The 20,302-nt window shown below is 64.5% G+C and carries 20 protein-coding genes; 13 read left to right on the plus strand and 7 right to left on the minus strand.

The features are described 5' to 3' along the window. Positions 1 to 123: 123 nt before the first annotated feature. Positions 124 to 714 (minus strand): PadR family transcriptional regulator, encoded by a 591-nt coding sequence (locus tag BM118_RS15490; RefSeq protein ID WP_092186418.1) that lies wholly within the window; start codon positions 712 to 714, stop codon positions 124 to 126. A 203-nt stretch (positions 715 to 917) separates the two neighbouring features. Between BM118_RS15490 and BM118_RS15495 the strand changes: the two genes are divergently transcribed. From BM118_RS15495 to BM118_RS15510, 4 genes are all read left to right on the plus strand, one after another. After that, on the plus strand, positions 918 to 1,301 hold the full coding sequence (locus tag BM118_RS15495; protein WP_092186419.1) for a nuclear transport factor 2 family protein: 384 nt from the start codon (positions 918 to 920) through the stop codon (positions 1,299 to 1,301). A gap of 39 nt (positions 1,302 to 1,340) precedes the next feature. Continuing rightward, a complete protein-coding gene (locus BM118_RS15500) occupies positions 1,341 to 3,131 on the plus strand; it encodes an acyl-CoA dehydrogenase C-terminal domain-containing protein (protein WP_011083977.1) in 1,791 nt (596 codons plus the stop codon). Positions 3,132 to 3,201: 70 nt separating this feature from the next. Further along, positions 3,202 to 4,410, plus strand: coding sequence for an acetyl-CoA C-acetyltransferase (locus BM118_RS15505; RefSeq protein ID WP_092186420.1), 1,209 nt, complete (start codon positions 3,202 to 3,204; stop codon positions 4,408 to 4,410). A 158-nt stretch (positions 4,411 to 4,568) separates the two neighbouring features. After that, positions 4,569 to 6,782 (plus strand): FAD-dependent oxidoreductase, encoded by a 2,214-nt coding sequence (locus BM118_RS15510; protein WP_092186421.1) that lies wholly within the window; start codon positions 4,569 to 4,571, stop codon positions 6,780 to 6,782. A 448-nt stretch (positions 6,783 to 7,230) separates the two neighbouring features. On the opposite strand, the gene BM118_RS15520 is transcribed toward BM118_RS15510, so the two are convergent. Both BM118_RS15520 and gstA read right to left on the minus strand, forming a co-directional pair. Beyond that, on the minus strand, positions 7,231 to 7,539 hold the full coding sequence (locus BM118_RS15520) for a hypothetical protein (RefSeq protein ID WP_177234347.1): 309 nt from the start codon (positions 7,537 to 7,539) through the stop codon (positions 7,231 to 7,233). Between the two features lie 227 nt (positions 7,540 to 7,766). Next, on the minus strand, positions 7,767 to 8,381 hold the full coding sequence (gene gstA / locus BM118_RS15525) for a glutathione transferase GstA (RefSeq protein ID WP_092186423.1): 615 nt from the start codon (positions 8,379 to 8,381) through the stop codon (positions 7,767 to 7,769). A gap of 126 nt (positions 8,382 to 8,507) precedes the next feature. Between gstA and BM118_RS15530 the strand changes: the two genes are divergently transcribed. The 3 genes from BM118_RS15530 (at position 8,508) to BM118_RS15540 (ending at position 11,182) form a co-directional block, all read left to right on the plus strand. Then, entirely contained in the window at positions 8,508 to 9,005 is a 498-nt protein-coding gene (locus BM118_RS15530; protein WP_092186424.1) for a MarR family winged helix-turn-helix transcriptional regulator, read from the plus strand. A 98-nt stretch (positions 9,006 to 9,103) separates the two neighbouring features. Continuing rightward, complete coding sequence (locus tag BM118_RS15535; protein ID WP_092186425.1) at positions 9,104 to 10,474, plus strand: glutamate--cysteine ligase; 1,371 nt, start codon at positions 9,104 to 9,106, stop codon at positions 10,472 to 10,474. Between the two features lie 135 nt (positions 10,475 to 10,609). Then, positions 10,610 to 11,182: a PAN domain-containing protein gene (locus tag BM118_RS15540; RefSeq protein WP_092186426.1), complete on the plus strand. Its 573-nt coding sequence runs from the start codon at positions 10,610 to 10,612 to the stop codon at positions 11,180 to 11,182. A 124-nt stretch (positions 11,183 to 11,306) separates the two neighbouring features. Here BM118_RS15540 and BM118_RS15545 read toward each other — a convergent pair whose 3' ends face one another. The 3 genes from BM118_RS15545 to tldD are packed head-to-tail and all read right to left on the minus strand — an operon-like array spanning position 11,307 to position 14,099. Further along, positions 11,307 to 11,873, minus strand: coding sequence for a nucleotidyltransferase family protein (locus tag BM118_RS15545; protein WP_092186427.1), 567 nt, complete (start codon positions 11,871 to 11,873; stop codon positions 11,307 to 11,309). Between the two features lie 22 nt (positions 11,874 to 11,895). Beyond that, positions 11,896 to 12,675 carry a signal peptidase I gene (gene lepB / locus BM118_RS15550; RefSeq protein ID WP_092186428.1) on the minus strand — a complete coding sequence of 260 codons (780 nt, stop codon included), beginning with the start codon at positions 12,673 to 12,675 and terminating at the stop codon, positions 11,896 to 11,898. Further along, on the minus strand, positions 12,672 to 14,099 hold the full coding sequence (tldD, locus tag BM118_RS15555) for a metalloprotease TldD (RefSeq protein ID WP_092186429.1): 1,428 nt from the start codon (positions 14,097 to 14,099) through the stop codon (positions 12,672 to 12,674). The genes lepB and tldD overlap by 4 nt, the downstream gene beginning before the upstream one ends. Before the next feature lie 89 nt (positions 14,100 to 14,188). Between tldD and BM118_RS15560 the strand changes: the two genes are divergently transcribed. Further along, complete coding sequence (locus tag BM118_RS15560) at positions 14,189 to 14,677, plus strand: GNAT family N-acetyltransferase (RefSeq protein ID WP_092186430.1); 489 nt, start codon at positions 14,189 to 14,191, stop codon at positions 14,675 to 14,677. Between the two features lie 214 nt (positions 14,678 to 14,891). On the opposite strand, the gene BM118_RS15565 is transcribed toward BM118_RS15560, so the two are convergent. Continuing rightward, positions 14,892 to 15,425: an invasion associated locus B family protein gene (locus tag BM118_RS15565; RefSeq protein ID WP_244550158.1), complete on the minus strand. Its 534-nt coding sequence runs from the start codon at positions 15,423 to 15,425 to the stop codon at positions 14,892 to 14,894. 447 nt (positions 15,426 to 15,872) lie between these two features. Here BM118_RS15565 and coxB point away from each other — a divergent pair, with 447 nt between their 5' ends. The 5 genes from coxB to BM118_RS15590 all read left to right on the plus strand — a co-directional run bounded on the left by coxB (position 15,873) and on the right by BM118_RS15590 (position 20,242). After that, positions 15,873 to 16,712, plus strand: a complete 840-nt coding sequence (gene coxB, locus BM118_RS15570) for a cytochrome c oxidase subunit II (RefSeq protein WP_092186432.1) — start codon at positions 15,873 to 15,875, stop codon at positions 16,710 to 16,712. Positions 16,713 to 16,800: 88 nt separating this feature from the next. Next, the gene (ctaD, locus tag BM118_RS15575; protein ID WP_092186433.1) at positions 16,801 to 18,426 is read left to right on the plus strand and encodes a cytochrome c oxidase subunit I; all 1,626 of its coding nucleotides are present in this window, start codon (positions 16,801 to 16,803) and stop codon (positions 18,424 to 18,426) included. A gap of 60 nt (positions 18,427 to 18,486) precedes the next feature. Continuing rightward, positions 18,487 to 19,431: a heme o synthase gene (locus BM118_RS15580; RefSeq protein ID WP_092186434.1), complete on the plus strand. Its 945-nt coding sequence runs from the start codon at positions 18,487 to 18,489 to the stop codon at positions 19,429 to 19,431. Further along, the gene (locus BM118_RS15585) at positions 19,428 to 19,604 is read left to right on the plus strand and encodes a CoxF protein (protein ID WP_092186435.1); all 177 of its coding nucleotides are present in this window, start codon (positions 19,428 to 19,430) and stop codon (positions 19,602 to 19,604) included. Before BM118_RS15580 ends, BM118_RS15585 begins: the two co-directional genes overlap by 4 nt. Before the next feature lie 5 nt (positions 19,605 to 19,609). Further along, positions 19,610 to 20,242 (plus strand): cytochrome c oxidase assembly protein, encoded by a 633-nt coding sequence (locus BM118_RS15590; RefSeq protein WP_092186436.1) that lies wholly within the window; start codon positions 19,610 to 19,612, stop codon positions 20,240 to 20,242. Positions 20,243 to 20,302: the final 60 nt, after the last annotated feature.

The following is a 20,302-nucleotide window of genomic DNA, read 5'->3' on the forward strand; positions in this document are numbered from 1 at the left end:
GGCGGGGCATCCAGTATTCCGAGGCAGCGCGGCTGGAAGAGAGACGCCGCGGCGTACTGGATCGCCCGCCTCCGCGGGCGATGACGCCGGAGGAGACGGCGAAAGTTCGAGTCGGGCCAGTCCTCAGCCCTTCCCCTCGCGCTTGCCGTCTTCCAGCGGCACCACCGTGCTCTTGCCGCTCATCGTCGACAGCGCCGCGAGTGCCTCTTCGCAGAAATCGGCCACCATCTGCTCGTGGCGGGCGCCGAGGCGAAGCAGGAGCAGGTTGCCGAGATCGAGCCGGCCCTCCGCCGTGCCGTCCGGAAAACGCTTCTTCAGAATCCGCTCATAGTTGGCGTGGCGGTCGCGGTGGTGCTCCAGCCGGGCCATCAGATCGGTCCGCAGCGGCTCGATGTCGATGCTGTCGAGCGCATGCAGCCGGACCAGCAGATCGTCCTTGGTCGAGGCTGGCGTGCTTGGGCGCGCGGCCCAGTGCCGCAGCGCTGTTCTACCCTCGGGCGTGAGCGTATAAACCAGCTTGTTGGGTTTGCCGGATTGCACGACTTCGCGGCCCTGGATGTAGCCGCGGTCGCGCAGCTTGGAGAGCTCGCGATAGATCTGCTGGTGGTCGGCCTTCCAGAAGAAGCCAATCGAGGAATCGAACGTCTTGGCGAGCTCGTAACCCGTCATCGGACGTTCCGTCAGGCATGCGAGGATTGCGTCGCCCAGTGCCATGACTGGCCTCCTTCGTCTTCGATCTTGACCAACCAGCTTGACTTTATGCGCACCTACGCATATGCGTCAATGTGCATATGGGACGGCTTCGGAGCGGGCCACAAGACCCGCCCCCGAAGATCCAGCAAAATCAACCTCTTCGCTACTGTGCATGGGGTTGTTTTCGCGTTTTTTTGCCCAGGCCTATAGGGAGGCAACTGAGAATGACCGGCCTCGACTCCTGGTACGGCTACATGAAGTCCCATGACCGCAAAGCGCTCTGGGACCTGCTCCATCCCGATGCGGTCTTCGAAAGCCCTGTGGTGCATTCGCCCCAGCGCGGCCGCGACATCACCTTCAAATATCTGTCGAGCGCCGAAAAGGTGCTCGGCGGTCCCGGCTTCACTTATGTCGGCGAGTGGCGAAGCGAGAGCGGCGCCGTGCTCGAATTCAGGAATGTCATCGACGGCATCGAGATCAACGGCGTCGACATCATCAGCTTCGATCCCGAGGGACGCATCACCCATTTCAAGGTGATGGTGCGTCCGCTCAAGGCGATCAACATGCTGCACCGCCTGATGGCGGAGCAGCTTGCCGCCCAATCATAGCGAATTCCACCACTTCAACGCCCATGCCGGGAGACCACCATGCCGATCTATAAAGCCCCCGTCGAAGACGTGAATTTCCTGCTCAACGACGTCTTCCAGATCGATCGTTACGACAATCTGCCCGGCTTCTCCGATGCGTCCAGCGACGTGCGCGAGGCGATCCTGGGCGAAGCCGCCAAGCTCGCCGAAGAGGTGCTCCAGCCGCTCAACCGCGTCGGTGATCTCGAAGGCTGCAAGCGCGCCGATGACGGCAGCGTCACCACGCCGAAGGGTTTCAAGGACGCGTTCAAGCAGGTCGCCGAGGGTGGCTGGCTTGGTCTGTCGGCGCCGACCGAGTTCGGCGGGCAGGGCCTGCCGGTGACGCTCTCCCAGGCCGTCAACGAATTCCAGATCTCCGCCAACATGGCGTTCTCGATGTATGGCGGCCTCACCATGGGAGCGACCGCAGCCCTGATCGTGCACGGCAGCCCCGAGCAGAAGAAGACCTATGTGCCGAAGATGGTGGCGGGCGAATGGACCGGCACCATGAACCTGACCGAGCCGCATTGCGGCACCGATCTCGGCATGCTCCGCACCAAGGCGGTGCGGCAGGCCGACGGCAGCTTCAAGATCACGGGCACGAAGATCTTCATCTCCGCTGGTGAGCACGATCTCGCCGACAACATCATCCACCTCGTCCTCGCCCGCATCGAGGGCGCTCCGGCCGGCATCAAGGGCGTTTCGCTGTTCGTGGTGCCGAAATTCCTGGTGAACGCCGACGGTTCGGTTGGGGCACGCAACGGCGTGGTCTGCGGCTCGATCGAGCACAAGATGGGCATCCACGGCAATTCCACCTGCGTGATGAACTACGACAGCGCCACCGGCTGGCTGATCGGCGAAGAGAACAAGGGCATGCAGGGCATGTTCGTGATGATGAACGAGGCCCGCCTCGGCGTCGCCGTGCAGGGTCTCGCGCAGTCCGAGGTCGCCTATCAGAACGCGGTCGCCTATGCCCGCGAGCGCATCCAGGGCCGTTCCCTGACCGGCACCAAGGCGCCGGACAAGCCGGCCGATCCGATCATCGTGCATCCCGACGTGCGCCGCACGCTGCTCTCGATCCGCGCCTTCAACGAGGCCGCGCGCGCCTTCGTGATGTGGACCGCGCTGAAGAGCGACGTCGCCCACCGCTCGGAGGATGCCAAGGACCGCCAGGCCGCCGACGACCACATGGGCCTGATGACGCCGGTGCTGAAGGGCTTCCTCACCGATTACGGCTTCGCCAACGCGGTGCAGGCGCAGCAGATGTATGGCGGTCACGGCTACATCGCCGAGCAGGGCATGGAGCAGTTCGTGCGCGATGCCCGCATCGCCATGATCTATGAGGGCGCCAACGGCATCCAGGCGCTCGACCTCGTCGGTCGCAAGCTGCCGCGCGACGGCGGCCGCGCCATCATGGCCTTCTTCGGCGAGGTCATGGCCTTCGCCAAGGAGAACGGCGGCGACGAGGCGCTAAAGCCCTTCATCACCCCGCTCTCGGCTTCGCTCGGCCATCTCCAGCAGGCCACCACCTGGCTGATGCAGAACGCGATGATGAAGCCGGACAATGCGGGTGCTGCCGCAACCGATTACCTGCATCTCTTCGGCTTCGTCGCGCTCGGCTACATGTGGGCGAAGATGGCCAAGGTGACGAATGCCAAGATTGCCGAGAGCGGGGCGACGCCCTATCTCTCGACCAAGCTCGTCACCGGCCGCTTCTTCATGGAGCGGATGTTGCCGGAGACCGCGGCCAATCTCGCGCGCATCCAGTCGGGCTGCGCCACCATCATGGAACTGCCGGCAGAAGCGTTCTGAGCGTTTTCGCTTCACCCATAATCCCGGCCGCGTCGCGGTCGTAACCAATAGCTGCAATCAGGAGGCTCCCATGGCAGATGCCTATATCTACGACCACGTCCGAACCCCGCGCGGTCGCGGCAAGGCGGACGGCGCGCTGCACGAAGTCACCGCGCTCGCGCTCGCCTCGGTGCCGTTGAAGGCGCTGAAGGACCGCAACAACCTGCCGGAAGATTGCGTCGACGACGTCGTGCTCGGCGTGGTCGATCCCGTCGGCGAGGCCGGCTCCGACATCGCGCGTTTCGCCGCGCTGAAGGCGGGACTCGGCGAAGCCGTCCCTGGCGTGCAGATCAGCCGCTTCTGCGCCTCCGGCCTCGATGCCGTGAACTTTGCCGCTGCCCAGGTGATGAGCGGCCAGCATGAGCTCGTCATCGGCGGCGGTGCCGAATCGATGAGCCGCGTCGGCATCGGCGCCTCCGGCGGCGCCTGGCCGATGGATCCGTCGATGGCGGTGCCCGCCTATTTCATGCCGCAGGGCGTCTCGGCCGATCTGATCGCGACGAAGTACGGCTTCTCGCGCGACGACGTCGACGCTTACGCCGTGCAGAGCCAGCAGCGTGCCGGCAAGGCCTGGGACGAGGGCCGCTTCAACAAGTCGGTCGTGCCGGTGAAGGACATCAACGGCCTCACCATCCTCGCCAAGGACGAGCACATGCGTCCCTCGACGACGATGCAGTCGCTGGCGCAGCTCCAGCCGTCGTTCACGATGATGGCGCAGATGGGCGGCTTCGACGGCGTCGCGCTGCAGTCGCATCCGGAGATCGAGCGCGTCAATTACGTGCACCACGCCGGCAACTCGTCGGGCATCGTCGACGGCGCCGGCGCCGTGCTGCTCGGCAGCAAGGAGGCGAGCAGCAAATACGGCCTGAAGCCGCGCGCAAAAATCCGCGCATTCGCGAACATCGGCTCCGAGCCCGCGATGATGCTGACCGGTCCGGTCGACGTCACCGAAAAGCTGTTCGCGCGCTCCGGCATGAAGAAGTCGGACATCGACCTGTTCGAGCTCAACGAGGCCTTCGCCTCCGTCGTGCTGCGCTACATTCAGGCGTTCGACATCGACAATGCCAAGATCAACGTCAACGGCGGCGCCATTGCGCTCGGCCATCCGCTCGGGGCGACCGGCGCGATGATCCTCGGCACCGTGCTCGACGAACTCGAGCGCACCAACAAGTCCACCGCGCTGGTGACGCTGTGCATCGGCGGCGGCATGGGCACCGCGACGATTATTGAGCGGGTGTAACGACGTAGCTGCGTAGGGTGGGCAAAGCGAAGCGTGCCCACCACTGACGTCTCAGCAAATGATGGTGCGCACGGCGCAAGAGCGCCTATGCCCACCCTACGAGATCACACTTCAACCGCTGCGCCGAAAGACTGGCTGCGGCATCGAGGAGCACCAACATGGCTTACAAGAATTTCAAGGTTGAAACCGACGCCGACGGCATCGCGCTCGTCACCTGGGACATCCCGGGCCGTTCGATGAACGTGCTCGACGAGACCTCGACCAATGAGCTCGACGCGATCGTCAAGGCGACCACGGCTGACGCCGCGGTGAAGGGCGTCGTCATCACCTCGGCCAAGGAGGCGTTCTGCGCCGGCGCCGATCTGTCGATGCTGGAAGGCATGAACCAGGCCTATGCCAAGGTCTTCAAGGAACAGGGCGAGACCGCCGCGAACCAGATGCTGTTCGACCAGAGCCGGCGCTTCTCGCTGGTGCTGCGCTCGATCGAAACCTCCGGCAAGCCGTGGGCGGCCGCGATCAACGGCCTCGCGCTCGGTGGCGGCTTCGAGATCACGCTGTGCTGTCACTATCGCGTGGCGGCCGAGAATCCCAAGACGCGCCTCGGCCTGCCCGAGGTCAAGGTCGGCCTGTTCCCCGGCGCCGGCGGCACGCAGCGCGTGCCGCGCCTGGTCCCGCCGCAGGACGCGATGACCATTCTGCTCAAGGGCGATCCGGTCACGATCGAGAAGGCCAAGGCGCTGAATCTGATCCACGCCATCGTTCCGGCCGCCGATCTCATCAAGGCCGCGAAAGACTGGATCAAGGGCGGCGGCAAGGCCGTCGCGCCCTGGGACGAGAAGGGCTTCAAGCTGCCCGGCGGTCCGGTGTTCTCCAAGGCCGGCATGATGATGTTCCCAGCCGGCAACGCGATCTACCGCCGCGAGACCTACGACAATTACCCGGCCGCGCGCGCGATCATGAGCTGCGTCTATGAAGGCCTCCAGTTGCCGATCGACGCCGCGCTGCGCGTGGAGTCGCGTTACTTCACCTCGGTGCTTCGCTCGAAGGAAGCGGCGGCGATGATCCGCAGCCTGTTCCTGTCGATGCAGGAGCTCAACAAGGGCGCGCGCCGTCCGAAGGACGTGCCCGCAACCAAGGTGAAGAAGATCGCCGTGATCGGCGCCGGCTTCATGGGCGCGAGCGTCGGCTACGTCTCGGCCCGCGCCGGCCTCGACGTGATCCTGATCGACCGCGACCAGGAGAGCGCCGACAAGGGCAAGGCGCATGCGCAGAAGGTGATCGAGGAGCAGATCAAGAAGGGCCGCGCCAAGCCCACGGATGCCGAAGCGCTGCTCGCGCGCATCACGCCGACCGCAGACTATGCGGCGCTGAAGGACGTCGACCTCGTCATCGAGGCCGTGTTCGAGGACCGCAAGGTCAAGGCGGAGACCTTCGCCAAGGCGCAGGAATATCTGAAGCCGGACGTGATCTTCGCCTCGAACACCTCGACGCTGCCGATCACCTCGCTGGCCGAGGGCTTCAAGGACCAGGGCAAGTTCGTCGGCATCCACTTCTTCTCGCCGGTCGAGAAGATGATGCTGGTCGAGATCATCAAGGGCAAGAACACCGGCGACGTCGCGCTCGCGACCGCGCTCGACTACGTCCGGCAGATCGGCAAGACGCCGATCGTGGTCAACGACAGCCGCGGCTTCTTCGCCAACCGCTGCGTCGGCCGCTACGTCGCCGAAGGCAACGAGATGTTCCTGGAAGGCGTGCCGCCGGCGATGATCGAGAACTGCGCCAAGATGGCCGGCATGCCGGTCGGCCCGCTCTCGCTGTCGGACGAAGTCGCGCTCGACCTCGGCCTCAAAATCATGAAGGCGACGGAAGCCGATCTCGGCCCGAACGCCATCAACCCCGATCAGAAGAAGCTGATGGTGGAGATGGTCGAGAAGCAGGGCCGTCTCGGCCGCAAGAACAGCAAGGGCTTCTACGACTATCCCGAGAAGGGCAAGGGTCAGAAGAGCCTGTGGCCGGGCCTCTCGGCCTTGCAGCCGAAGCAGCTCGACCCCGACACGCTCGACGTCGAGGAGCTGAAGCAGCGCTTCCTGGTGGTGCAGGCGGTCGAAGCCGCGCGCACGGTGGAGGATCACGTCATCACCGATCCGCGCGAGGCGGATGTCGGCTCGATCCTCGGCTTCGGCTTCGCGCCGTTCACCGGCGGCACGCTGTCCTACATCGACTTCATGGGCACGAAGAAGTTCGTCGAGCTCTGCCACAAGCTGGAAGCGAAATACGGCTCGCGCTTCACGCCGCCGAAGCTGCTCGAGGAGATGGCGGCGAAGGGCGAGACCTTCTACGGCCGCTTCGCGCCGAAGAAGGCGGCGGCCTGATCACCCAAGGTCATTTGAGAAGAAAAGGCCGGATCATCGATCCGGCCTTTTTGTTTGGGGCGACGTCATCACGGTTGCGTCAGGAGGTTCCCGATCTGTGGAACCGGTCACAGAATTCGCGTAGGAACCGTGCCAGAGTCCCGCTGCCGCGGTGTCGCGCAATTGTCATAGGCGCGTCAAAGCGGCGCCGTTCTTTTGCTCGGCCCTGGCACTAGTCTTGCTCCGGGTCAGGGTCATGAACCCGGTTGGGACGCTTGCCGATCCATCGGCAAGTTGAAGACGAAATAAGAAAGTGTCCTTGATGAACTCTTTGGTGCTGCGGAAGACCGCGCTTGGCCGCGATCTCACCGCGAAATACGCTGTTGCGTCCCCGAATGGCCGTCTCTGGCCGCAACAGAAGCCGGCGCGCCTGCGCCGCAAGGGCCCGGTGCTTTGGGCAGCTCTGGCGTTACTTGTGCTGGCGGCGGATCTTCTGCTCGGGTGTCTCGCCTGGCTCGCCGTCGATTTCGTCATGCGATGAGACGTTGCGCGCGTGCAGCACATAGGCTGCCGCAAGATAGGCGAGCTGGCAGACGGCAAGACAGATGGCAATGACGATCACGCCCGCCATCATCCCGAATTCGTAAGCGCGCAGAATTATCGCCGAGAAAACTGCGATGAGCGGCGAGATCACGACCAGCGCCCAGATCTTGAACACGTAACCTGTCGCTATTCCCACCAGCGCACTTGCGACGATCAGGACGAAGACAATCGTCAAGTTCAACTCCGATGAGAGTCCAAATAATCTTCAACAATTCCGCCAAGCTCGCCCGCTTTGCGAGTGCTGACAAGACAGCACTACTTACATTTGGCGAACAGTAGTTCATAAGTCTAACTAAGGTATGATGATCCGGCGAAATGGGTTCGCTCCCGCGCCCGCCGGGCAGCAAATAAAGAAAGGCCGGATCGTCGGTCCGGCCTTTCGCTTTTGCGTCTTGCGAGCGCTTACTTCGTCTGCGCAAGCCCTTCCTTCCTCAGCGCCTCCTGCACCTGCGGCCGCGCCGCGACGCGGGTCTTGTAGGCGGTGAGGTTGGGCATCGCGGAAAGGTCGAACTTCATCCGGTCGGCCCAGGTCAGCATCGTGAAGAGATAGCCGTCGGCAACCGTGAACTGCTTGCCCATCAGGTAGTCGCGGCCGGCGAGCTGGCTGTCGATGTATTTCAGCTTGCCCATGACGCGGTCCTTGAAGAAGGCCTTGGCCTCGTCGTTCAGCGCCGGCGCGAACATCGGACCGAAGCTCTTGTGCACCTCCGAGGTGAGGAAGTTCAGCCATTCGAGCAGCTTGTAGCGCTCGGCACTGCCGTGGGCCGGCGCCAGCGCCTTGGCAGAAGCCTGATCGGCGATCATCTGGACAATCACCGGCCCTTCGGTCACGATCTCACCGCTGTCGAGCCCCAGCGCAGGGACCTGCCCCTTGGGGTTCAGCTTCAGATAATCCTCACCGTTTTCGAGCTTTTTGGCCCGGATATCGACCTTGACCAGCTCGTAGGGCAGGCCGGCTTCGAGGAGTGCGATGTGGGGGGACAGGGAGCAGGCGCCGGGCGAGTAATAGAGTTTCATGGAATTTCCTCCTCTTGTTGCTTGGCTTGGGCGAATGAACGCCTACATGCAGGTGCATGCAATAGTCAAGATTGATGCAGGTGCATCGAGTGGGGTAAGAGACGGGCGACGAGTTTGAGCGGGACCATGAAACGCAAACCATCGACCGAGGCAACCGCCGCCTGGATCCGCCTGATGCGGGTGCAGAGCCGCGTGCTCGACTGCGTCGAGCAGGATCTGAAGAAGGCGGGGTTCCCGCCGCTGGCCTGGTATGACGCGCTGCTCGAACTGTCCCGCGCGCCCTCCGGCGAGTTGCGGCCGGTCGAGCTCGAACGACAGATGCTGATCCCGCAATACTCCACCTCGCGCCTGATCGACCGTCTGGTCGATGAGGGGCTCGCCTCGCGGCGCGAATGCAAGATCGACAAGCGCGGACAGTTCGTCGAGATCACGGAAGCCGGCCGCGAGTTGCAGAAGCGGATGTGGAGTGCCTATTCCGCTGCGATCGAGAAGTATGTCGGCTCGAAACTGTCCGATGCCGATGCCGTCAAGCTCAGCGGCCTGCTTGACCGGCTGGGCTGCTCGTGCGGCGAGATGAAGCTGCCGCCCGCCGCCAACGTCAACGAAAGCACGCCGCCGCGATGATCGCGCGGCAAACCAGCACGTCTGCGCGCCCGGTGGGGTTCGCGGACCATCCCGTCACCCCGCGCATTCCGTCGAAGCGCTTTTGATTAGAGTTTGATATGGCGCGAGACCAGATCGATATGACGCCGTTGCAGTCGCGCGACGAGCTCGTTGCGTGGTTCGAGGAAGGCTGCAAGGACCCGTCCGAATTCCGCATGGGCACCGAGCACGAGAAGACGCCGTTCACGCTCGAAGGGCACCGCCCGGTGCCTTACGAAGGCGCACGCGGCATCGGCGCGCTGCTCGAGGGCATGAAGCTCCTGCTCGGCTGGGAGCCGATCATGGAGAAGGGCAACATCATCGGCCTCTACGACGTCACCGGCGGCGGCGCGATCTCGCTCGAACCGGGCGGACAGTTCGAGCTTTCCGGTGCGCCGGTCGAGAACGTGCACCAGACCCAGAGCGAGCTGATGGCGCATCTGGCGCAGGTGCGCGAGATCGCAACGCCGCTCGGCATCGGCTTCCTCGGGCTCGGCATGACGCCGTCCTGGTCGCGCGCCGACATCCCGGTGATGCCCAAGGGCCGCTACAAGATCATGACCAACTACATGCCGAAGGTCGGCCAGTACGGCCTCGACATGATGTACCGGACCTGCACGGTGCAGACCAATCTCGACTTCTCCTCCGAAGCCGACATGGTCAAGAAGCTGCGCGTGTCGCTCGCGCTCCAGCCGGTCGCGACCGCCTTGTTCGCGAACTCGCCGTTCACCGAAGGCAAGCCGAACGGCTTCCTTTCCTTCCGCTCCGAGATCTGGCGCGACACGGACAATGCGCGCTCGGGCATGATGCCCTGGGCGTTCGAGGACGGCATGGGCTTCGAGCGCTATGTCGACTACGCGCTCGACGTGCCCATGTATTTCGTCAAGCGCGGCGAAGATTACATCGACGTTTCGGGCTCCTCGTTCCGCGCCTTCTTCGACGGCCGCAACAACAATCTTCCCGGCGAGCGGCCGACATTGTCGGACTGGGCCAACCATCTCTCGACGATCTTCCCGGAAGTGCGGCTGAAGCGCTATCTCGAGATGCGCGGCTCCGACGGCGGACCGTGGGGCCGTCTGCCGGCGCTGCCGGCATTCTGGGTCGGGCTGCTCTATGACGATGTGTCGCTCGACGCCGCCTGGGACATGGTGAAGCACTGGACCGCGCATGAGCGCCAGGCCCTGCGCGACGACGTGCCGCGCTTCGGCTTCAAGGCGCGGATCAAGGACCGCTATCTGTTCGAGATCGCCAAGGAATGCCTCGTTCTGGCACATGCCGGCCTGCGCCGGCGCGGCCGGATCGACCAGCTCGGCCGCGACGAGACGCGGCATTTGGAGCCGCTCGACCGCATTATCGATTCCGGCCGCACGCCGGCCGAGGAAATGCTGGAGAAGTTCAACGGCCCCTGGAAGGGCTCCGTGGAACCGGCCTACGCGGAATACGCGTTCTAGCTGCGCGGAGTACGCGTTCTAGACCAACAGGCCGACGACCAGGACTTGAGCCGTTCATCGCCCATACAGGTTTGCGGCGATCAAATGACCGGCTGAAAAAACCTGAGCGTCGTCAATAACTCGAAAGCTGTTCCGATGGGGAAGGGCCGCCTGTCCGTCATGGCAAGGGTCTCGGCAAGCGTCGTGGCATGCGCCGCGCTGCTTTCGCTCGTGTTTGCGAGCTGGCCTGCGCGCGCCCAGACGGCCTTCGACCGGCCCGGCGGCGACTATTTCAGCACGCCGGTCACATCGGGCGACCCCGAGGATTGCGCGCTGCTGTGCGAGCGTGACCGCCGTTGCCGCTCCTGGAGCTTCTCCTATCCCGACGTCGATGGCGCCGCAGCGGTGTGCTGGCTCAAGAATACGGTGCCGGCGCGCGTGCCGGGCAGTTGCTGCATCTCCGGCGTCCGCGGCGCCGGCGTGATCGAGCCGCGCGTCGAAGGCGTGGAGACCTCGATCGACCGCCCCGGTGGCGATTTGCGCAATTTCGAGCTCAAGGACGGCGAAGGCGAGGAGGCCTGCAAGGCTGCTTGCACCGCCGACAACAAGTGCCGCGCCTTCACCTATGCCCGCCCCGGTTACACCGGCCGCGAGGCGCGCTGCTTCCTGAAAAAGGAAATCAAGCCGCCGCGCCGCAAGGCGGGGTTCACGTCGGGCGTGGTGCGGTAGGATTTAGCTATCGTTGCACACATGGTCGTCATGCCCGGGCTTGTCCCGGGCATCCACGTCGCTCCTCAATTGCGGCTGCGCGTGGACGGCCGGGTCAAGCCCGGCCATGACGTGGAGAGACATCTCACTCCGCCGCGATCACCGTGAGCTCCGGCCACAGCGCCTTCCATCGCGCGGCCTTCACCGCGTAACTTGCCGCGGAAAAATTCGGGCCCGGATTGGGCCGCGCAATCAACCCTGCGACATCGTCGAAGCCATGTGGTGCGTAGACCTCGTAGCCGTTGCCCGCGCGCCTGACGCCGACTTGCGTGTTCTGCGTGAGGAAGCGGTCGATGCCATCCGTCGAGCACGTCAGGGGCGGGTAGGGCAGGCCGTGCTTGCCCGGATACCACAGATGCACGCGCGCCTGGTTGCGCGTCTCGACCTTGACGCCGAGATGACCGAGCCGCGCATGCACGTCCCGGATCATCGCATCCTCCGCCTCCCATGAGGTATCGGCATCGAAATAGAACACGTCGTAATCGGAAATGCCGTGATCGAGCGGGCGGCCGGTGAGCGCGTTCCATGCCGTCTGCACCAAGCATCCCGACACCAGCCATGCGTCGGGCAACGCAAGCCTGGCGAGTGCGTCGATGATCGTAACGTTGACCGGATTTCTCAGCGCGAGCGCAAGGAATTCATCACGGTTCATCGTGAGGTGAGGAGACCTCCGCTCAATGCACCGCGGTGAAGAACCGCGCCAGGCGGAAACCGGACAGCCAGGTCCACACCGGCTGGCCGCGCATGCCGAGATCCCAGGAGCCGAGCACGGCATCCGCACGTCCGACCAGATTGTCGATCGGCAGCATGCCGACGCCGCCGGAGCGCAGCGGCACGCGGCTGTCGGCGGAGTTGTCGCGGTTATCGCCGAGCACGAAGAGATGCCCACGCGGCACCGTCACCTCAGGCGTGTTGTCGAGCGGGCCGTTGTCGCGCATCTTGAAGATCAGGTGCGAGACGCCGTTCGGCAGCGTCTCGACATAGCGGTAGGCGGGCTCGCTGCCGCCATTGTCGTCCTCCGCGGCGCCGACGCCGTCGGGCTTGAGCTCGGCGGGCCGGTCGTTGATGAAGAGCTGGCCCTGCCGCATCTGGATGCGGTCACCGGGCAGACCCACGACGCGCTTGACCCAGGCCTGCGAGCGATCGCCGGGCCAGCGGAACACCACGACGTCGCCCTGCTTCGGCGTCTCCGCGAACACGCGGCCGCTTTCGGGCAGGTTGATCTGGATCGGCAGCGACGAGGTGCCGTAGCCATAGGGGAATTTCGAGGCGAGCAGGGCGTCGCCGATCAACAGCGTCGGCTCCATCGAGCCCGACGGCACGTAGAACGGCTCGGCGAGCGCGCCCTTGGCGATGAACACGGCGACGACGATGCCGGCGAGTTGCACCAGCTGCCCGCCCCAGCCGCTGCTCTTCCGCTTGGTGGTCGTCGCAGTCACCTTCTCAACACTCATGCGCCCGTTCCACCCACCGTAATGCGTTCCATCAAAAGCGACGGCTGGCCGACGCCAACCGGCACGCCCTGGCCGTTCTTGCCGCAGGTGCCGATGCCGGTATCGAGCGCGAGATCGTTGCCGATCATGCGGATGCGATGCAGGTCGGTCGGCCCGTTGCCGATCAGCATGGCGCCCTTCAGCGGGGCGCCGATCTTGCCATTCTCGATCTTGTAGGCCTCGGTGCACTGGAACACGTATTTGCCCGAGGTGATGTCGACCTGGCCGCCGCCGAAATTCGCGGCGAAGACGCCGTTCTTCACCGATGCCAGGATCTCGGCCGGATCGCGGTCGCCCGCGAGCATGTAGGTGTTGGTCATGCGCGGCATCGGCACATGGGCATAGCCCTGGCGGCGACCGTTGCCGGTCGGCTTCATGTTCATCAGCCGCGCGTTCTGACGGTCCTGCATGTAGCCGACCAGGATGCCGTCCTCGATCAGCACGGTGCGGTTGGTCGGCGTGCCCTCGTCGTCGATCGACAGCGAGCCGCGGCGCGAGGCAATGGTGCCGTCGTCGACCACGGTGACGCCCTTGGCCGCGACCTGCTGGCCCATCAGCCCGGCGAACGCCGAGGTCTTCTTGCGATTGAAGTCGCCTTCGAGGCCGTGGCCGACCGCTTCATGCAGCATCACGCCGGGCCAGCCTGCGCCGAGCACGACGTCCATCTCGCCGGCAGGGGCGGGAACGGACTCCAGGTTGACCAGCGCCTCGCGCAGCGCGCCGTCGGCGGCGTCGCGCCAGTTCTTGCTCTCGATGAATTCGGCGTAACCGGCGCGGCCGCCATAGCCCTTGCTGCCGCTCTCCTGGCGGTCGCCCTGGCCGGCGACGACGGAGATGTTGACGCGCACCAGCGGGCGGATGTCGCGATAGCTCTCGCCGTCGGGCCGCAGGATTTCGACGACCTGCCAGGTCGCACCCAGGCTGACGCTGACCTGCCGCACCCGCGGATCCTTGTCGCGCAGATAGGCGTCGATCTCGGCGAGCAGCTTGACCTTGGTCTCGAAGCCCGGGGCATCGAGCGGGTTGTCGTCACTATAAAGCCGCACGTTGGTATGCGCCGGCGGGGCGGCGAAGCTGCCCGAATAGCCGCCACGCACGGCGGCAACCGCGTCGGCGGCGCGAATCAGCGCCGGCAGCGAGACGTCGGAGGAGTGGGCGTAGCCGACGGCGTCGTCCTTGACCGCGCGCAGGCCAAAACCCTGCGAGGTGTCGTAGGTCGCCTGCTTCAGCCGCCCATTGTCGAACATCAGCGCTTCGGTCTGGCTGTACTCCAGGAACAGCTCGCCGTCGTCGGCGCCGGCAAGCCCGCGCGCGACCTCGTGGCGAACCTGGTCGCGGTCGAGATTGGCGCGGTCGAGCAGGGAGGTTGTGGCGGGATTGGTCATCGATCACCCATTGTCGGAAAGATGTCAGGCAAGATAATGGCTTCGCGGCCGTTCGGCGAGAGGGCGGGGCGTCACATTACTGAAACGACATGATTGAAATCATTGCCATATCCGAAACGCATATCGAAAGCTTCCATCGCGCGGTTGATACGGTTGCGCGGGAACGGCGCTATCTGGCCTTCCTCGAGGCGCCTCCGCTGGAGGCGACGCGCAGCTTCGTCCTCGACATGATCGCCCAGGGGAATCCGCAATTCGTTGCGCTTTCCGGCGGGGAAGTCGCCGGCTGGTGCGACGTCAGGCGGCATCCGCGCCCGATCTACGCTCATGCAGGCATCCTCGGGATGGGGCTGTTGCGGCCGTTTCGCGGCCAGGGCCTCGGAACGCGGTTGATCCGGACGACGCTCGATGCCGCGCGGGCTGCAGGCATGACGCGTGTCGAGCTCTCCGTTCGCGAAAACAATCTGAATGCGATTGCGCTCTACAAAAGGGTGGGCTTTGCCGTCGAGGGATTGTCGCGCAACGCCGTCAAGATCGACGACGTGTATGAGAACGTGATCCAGATGGCGCTGCTGTTCTAGGGCGATCAGGGCGGCTGCGGAGTGCGGTGTGCTAGCCATGAGCTCGATCCATCACCGTCACCCTGAGGTGGCCGCTTCTTCAGCGCCCCTCGAAGGGCGACGGCCCGGCTGGCGCTCGGCCGTTCATCCCTCGAGGCTCGCACGGCAGCGCGGTCGCGCTGCCAAACTCGCGCCTTAGGATGACGGGAATGACGACAGGTTGTTCGAGAAAGCCCTACGGCAGCTTGTCATAGCCGTCGCCGAGCCCGTTCAGGCTGAGCGGGAAGCCGATGCCTTCTTCCGGCGTCTCGAAGATGATGAAGGTGGCGGTCTTGGCGGTGCGGAGCTGGCCGAGCAGCTTGTCGTCCATGACGACCTCGGCGACGCAGCCATTGGGCAGGCAGCGGACGAAGCCGGCGCGGCCAACGTCCTGGTTGTCGAGCTTCAGCCCGAGGCCGGAGGGCAGCAGCACGCCCAGGGGGGCGACCACGCGCATCAGGCGGCTCTTCTGGTCGGCGGTCTTGAGCACGATCACGGTCAGGCCGGCATTGGAGCGGTCTTCGGCCACCACGCTCTGGATCAGGGCGCATTGCTCGGTCTGGGCGCCCGGCGGGGTGTCGCAGCGGATCTGCCAGTCGCCATGGACGGAGCGCACCGCGCCCTGCGCATGGGCGAGGCTGGGTAAAGCAAGCAGAAGGGCGGCGGCCAGAAGGCCGATCAGCGCGTTGAGGCTGTTATCCGGCCTTGCTATGCATCTCGAAAGCCCCATCGGGGTCGGTCCCTCTGCTCGCTTGGGTCGCTTGCGCGGGTGGACTGATACGGAAATGACGGCGTCTTGAAGGCAATTCCCAAGCAAATTCCGCGCCGCCGAGGCCGCCGTCGCCGGCACGAATCAGGTTCCTGTGCGGCCGTTCGCCAGTGCCTACAACGGGCAATTCCGCTGTCAAGCCACAGCATCCCGGGAAACGGTATTTTTGTCTGATGTTACTAGGAAATATCTTGCGGGTGATCGCTGACAGATGGGGCTCAAGACTGCATTGCGATAGATCAAGAATTATGGTTTGAGAAGCTTGATTTCGGCGTTCTAGCGATCTGGCCCCAATTCCTCTTAGAGGTATTCTTGAGTGGCGGTTTGTCAGACGGACGGATCGAATAAGCGTTTCCCGAAAATAGGGGAACGCACTTGGGGTGATTTCGTAAGGGGAGCGCGAACGGCATGAGGATGTCGATGGGCCGAGTAGGCCGGCATTTGCTGGGATTGGCCGTAGCTGGTCTGACATTGGCGACGGGCGGCGCGGCATTTGCCGAGCTTGGGCAGCCGGCACCGTGGGAGTGGACGCTCCAGCAGTCCGGCTCGCCGGTGATGGACAATATCGTCTGGTTCCACAACTTCCTGTTCGTGCTCATCACGCTGATTACGCTGTTCGTTCTGGCGCTGCTGGTGGTCGTGGTCATCAAGTTCAACGCGAAGGCCAATCCGGTGCCGTCGCGGACCACCCACAACACGCTGATCGAGGTGGCCTGGACGCTGATTCCGGTGCTGATCCTGGTCGGCATCTCGGTGCCGTCGTTCCGCCTGCTGTTCCTGGAGCTCGACGTGCCGAAGGCGGACCTGACCATCAAGGCGACCGGCAAGCAGTGGTACTGGTCCTACGCCTATCCTGACAACGGCAAGTTCGAGTTCGACTCGCTGATGGCCCAGGACAAGCAGCCCCGCCTGCTCGGCGTCGACAACGAGATGGTGGTGCCCGTCAACAAGGTGATTCGTGTCCAGGTGACCGGCGCAGACGTCATCCACGCCTTCGCGCTGCCGGCTTTCGGCGTCAAGATCGACGCCATTCCGGGGCGGCTGAACGAGACCTGGTTCAAGGCCACCAAGACCGGCATGTTCTATGGCCAGTGCTCGGAGCTCTGCGGCAAGGATCACGCCTTCATGCCGATCGCGATTCGCGTCGTGGAAGACAAGGAGTTCGCCTCCTGGGTCGACGCGGCGAAGAAGAAGTATGCGAGCGGCGGCACGAGCACCTACGCCTCCGCGGCCGGCCCGACGCAGTAAGCGCCGGGTGAAGGCTCGAGGGGACTGAAAGCGACATAAAGGGCGGGACCGCATAAGGTCCGCATGGGACGCAAGGCAGGATTTGAAAATGGCAACGAGCGCAGCGGCACACGGCGATCACGCGCAAGACCACGGACATGACGAGCACGCCCATCCGACCGGATGGCGGCGCTACGTCTATTCGACCAACCACAAGGACATCGGCACGATGTACCTGATCTTCGCGGTCGTCGCCGGCGTGATCGGTGCCGCGATGTCGATCGCGATCCGTGCCGAGCTGATGTATCCGGGCGTGCAGATCTTCCACGAGACGCACACCTACAACGTCTTCGTGACCTCCCATGGCCTGATCATGATCTTCTTCATGGTCATGCCGGCGATGATCGGCGGCTTCGGCAACTGGTTCGTGCCGCTGATGATCGGCGCGCCCGACATGGCGTTCCCACGCATGAACAACATCTCGTTCTGGCTGCTGCCGGCCTCCTTCGGGCTGCTGCTGATGTCGACCTTCGTCGAGGGCGAGCCGGGCGCCAACGGTGTCGGCGCCGGCTGGACCATGTATGTGCCGCTGTCGAGCTCCGGCCATCCGGGCCCGGCCGTCGACTTCGCGATCCTGTCGCTCCATCTGGCGGGCGCCTCGTCGATCCTCGGCGCCATCAACTTCATCACCACGATCTTCAACATGCGCGCGCCGGGCATGACCCTGCACAAGATGCCGCTGTTCGTGTGGTCGATCCTGGTGACGGTGTTCCTGCTGCTGCTGTCGCTCCCGGTGCTCGCCGGTGCAATCACCATGCTGCTCACCGACCGCAATTTCGGCACGACTTTCTTCGCGCCCGACGGCGGCGGCGACCCCGTGCTGTTCCAGCATCTGTTCTGGTTCTTCGGTCACCCGGAAGTGTATATCCTGATCCTGCCCGCCTTCGGCATGATCAGCCAGATCGTCTCCACCTTCTCGCGCAAGCCCGTGTTCGGCTATCTCGGCATGGCCTACGCCATGGTCGCGATCGGCGGCATCGGCTTCGTGGTGTGGGCGCATCACATGTACACGGTCGGCATGTCCTCGGCGACGCAGGCCTATTTCGTCGCGGCGACGATGGTGATCGCGGTTCCCACCGGCGTGAAGATCTTCTCGTGGATCGCCACGATGTGGGGCGGCTCGATCGAATTCCGCGCCCCGATGATCTGGGCGGTCGGCTTCATCTTCCTGTTCACGGTCGGTGGCGTCACCGGCGTCGTGCTGGCGAATGCCGGCGTCGATCGCGTGCTCCAGGAGACCTACTACGTCGTCGCCCACTTCCACTACGTGCTGTCGCTCGGTGCGGTGTTCGGGATCTTTGCTGGCTGGTACTACTGGTTCCCGAAGATGACGGGCTACATGTACAACGAGACGCTGGCCAAGGCGCACTTCTGGGTCACCTTCATCGGCGTCAACCTGGTGTTCTTCCCGCAGCACTTCCTCGGCCTGTCGGGCATGCCGCGCCGCTACGTCGACTATCCAGATGCGTTCGCGGGCTGGAATCTGGTCTCGTCGGTCGGCTCCTACATCTCCGGCTTCGGCGTGCTGATCTTCCTCTACTGCGTGATCGACGCCTTCGCGAAAAAGGTGCCGGCTGGCGACAATCCGTGGGGTGCGGGTGCGACCACGCTGGAGTGGACGCTGCCTTCGCCGCCGCCCTTCCATCAGTTCGAAGTGCTGCCCCGCGTGCAGTAAGCGATCGCCCGCGGCGCCCGTGTCGGGCGCCGCGGCTCCATAACGAAGCGAGTTGATTTAGTGTCCGTCCTCGACCACAACGCCGTCGACCTCAATCCCCGCATCTCCGAAGCGGAGGTGGGCGACTACATTGCGCTGCTCAAGCCGCGGGTGATGTCGCTGGTGATCTTCACCGCGCTGGTCGGAATGGCGATGGCGCCCGGGCATTTCCACCCGGTGCTGGCGATCACCTCGCTGCTCTGCATCGCCGTCGGCGCCGGCGCCTCCGGGGCGCTCAACATGGCGCTCGAAGGCGACATCGACGCCAAGATGTCGCGCACGGCGAACCGGCCGATTCCACGTGGCCGCATCACCCGTCCCGAGGCGATGACATTCGGCATGACGCTCGCCTTCTTCTCGGTGATGACGCTCGGCATCCTCGTCAACTGGATCGCGGGTGCGCTGCTCGCCTTCACCATCTTCTTCTACGTCGTGATCTACACGATGTGGCTGAAGCGCTGGACCGCGCAGAACATCGTGATCGGCGGCGCCGCCGGCGCGTTGCCACCGGTGGTGGCCTGGGCCGCGGTCACAGGCACGGTCGACGTCGAGCCGCTGCTTCTCTTCGCCATCATCTTCTTCTGGACCCCGCCGCATTTCTGGGCGCTGGCGCTGTTCCGCTCGGACGATTACGCCCGCGCCGGCATTCCGATGCTGCCCAACGTCGCCGGTCCCGATGCGACGCGCCTCCAGATCCTGCTCTACACCGTCGTGCTGATCGCGGTGGCCGCCGCGCCCTGGGCGCTCGGCTATTTCGACGCCGTCTACGGCGTCGTCTCGCTGATCCTCGGCGCCGGCATGCTGGTGCTCGCGATCAACGTCTATATGCGCCGCGAGCGCAGCCAGTCGCTGCGTGCCACGCGAAAACTGTTTGCCTTCTCCATCCTTTATCTGTTCGCGCTGTTCGCGACCCTGCTGGCAGAGGTCGTGTTCCGGGCGCTTGCTCCGATGGCAGGGGGCGCATGATCGCGGGAATGGCGGACAAACCTGAGCCAGATGGAATCGTCCTCACCGCGGCGCAGAAGAAGAGCCGTCGTCAGCGCTCGATCGCGATCGCGCTCGCGCTCGGCGTGCTCGTGGTGCTGTTCTTCGCCGTCACCATGGTCAAGGGACCGGCAGTTCTAGTCCGGCCGATGTAGGGAATATGGATCACGAGCCGACCATATCGCGGGAGCAGAGCCGGGCGGCCAGGAAAGGCCTCGGTCGTGACGTGCTGGTCGCCTCGATCTGCGGCGGCGTGGTGGCGCTGATGGTCGGCGCCTCCTACGCGGCGGTGCCGTTCTACAACTGGTTCTGCCGCGCCACCGGCTTCAACGGCACGACCCAGGTCGCGACCTCCGCGCCGGCCACGGGCCCGATCGCGCGGAAGATCGCGGTGCGCTTCGATTCCAACGTCGCGCCCGGCCTGCCCTGGAAGTTCGAGCCGGAGCAGAGTGAGATCGAGGTCAATATCGGCCAGGTCACGACCGTCTTCTACACCGTGACCAACCAGGCCGCGCGCACCACCGCCGGCCAGGCCGCCTACAACGTCGCGCCGCTGACGGTCGGGTCCTACTTCCAGAAGATCAACTGCTTCTGCTTCACCGAGCAGACCATGGCGCCCGGCGAGAAGCGCGAGATGCCGGTCGTGTTCTACGTCGATCCGTCGATCGCCGACGACCACGAGAACGACGGGCTGAACACGATCACGCTGTCCTACACGTTCTACCCGGTGAAGGATCCGGTGGTGAAGCCGCTCGCATCCGGCGAGAGCGACAAACGCAAGGGAAATCTCTGACCGCCGGGCTTCGGGCTCGGGAGGTTGGAAACAAGGGGATAAGTGCCGGACAGGCACGGG

This window comes from Bradyrhizobium sp. cf659 (genome assembly GCF_900113725.1).
Classification (GTDB): Bacteria; Pseudomonadota; Alphaproteobacteria; order Rhizobiales; family Xanthobacteraceae; genus Bradyrhizobium.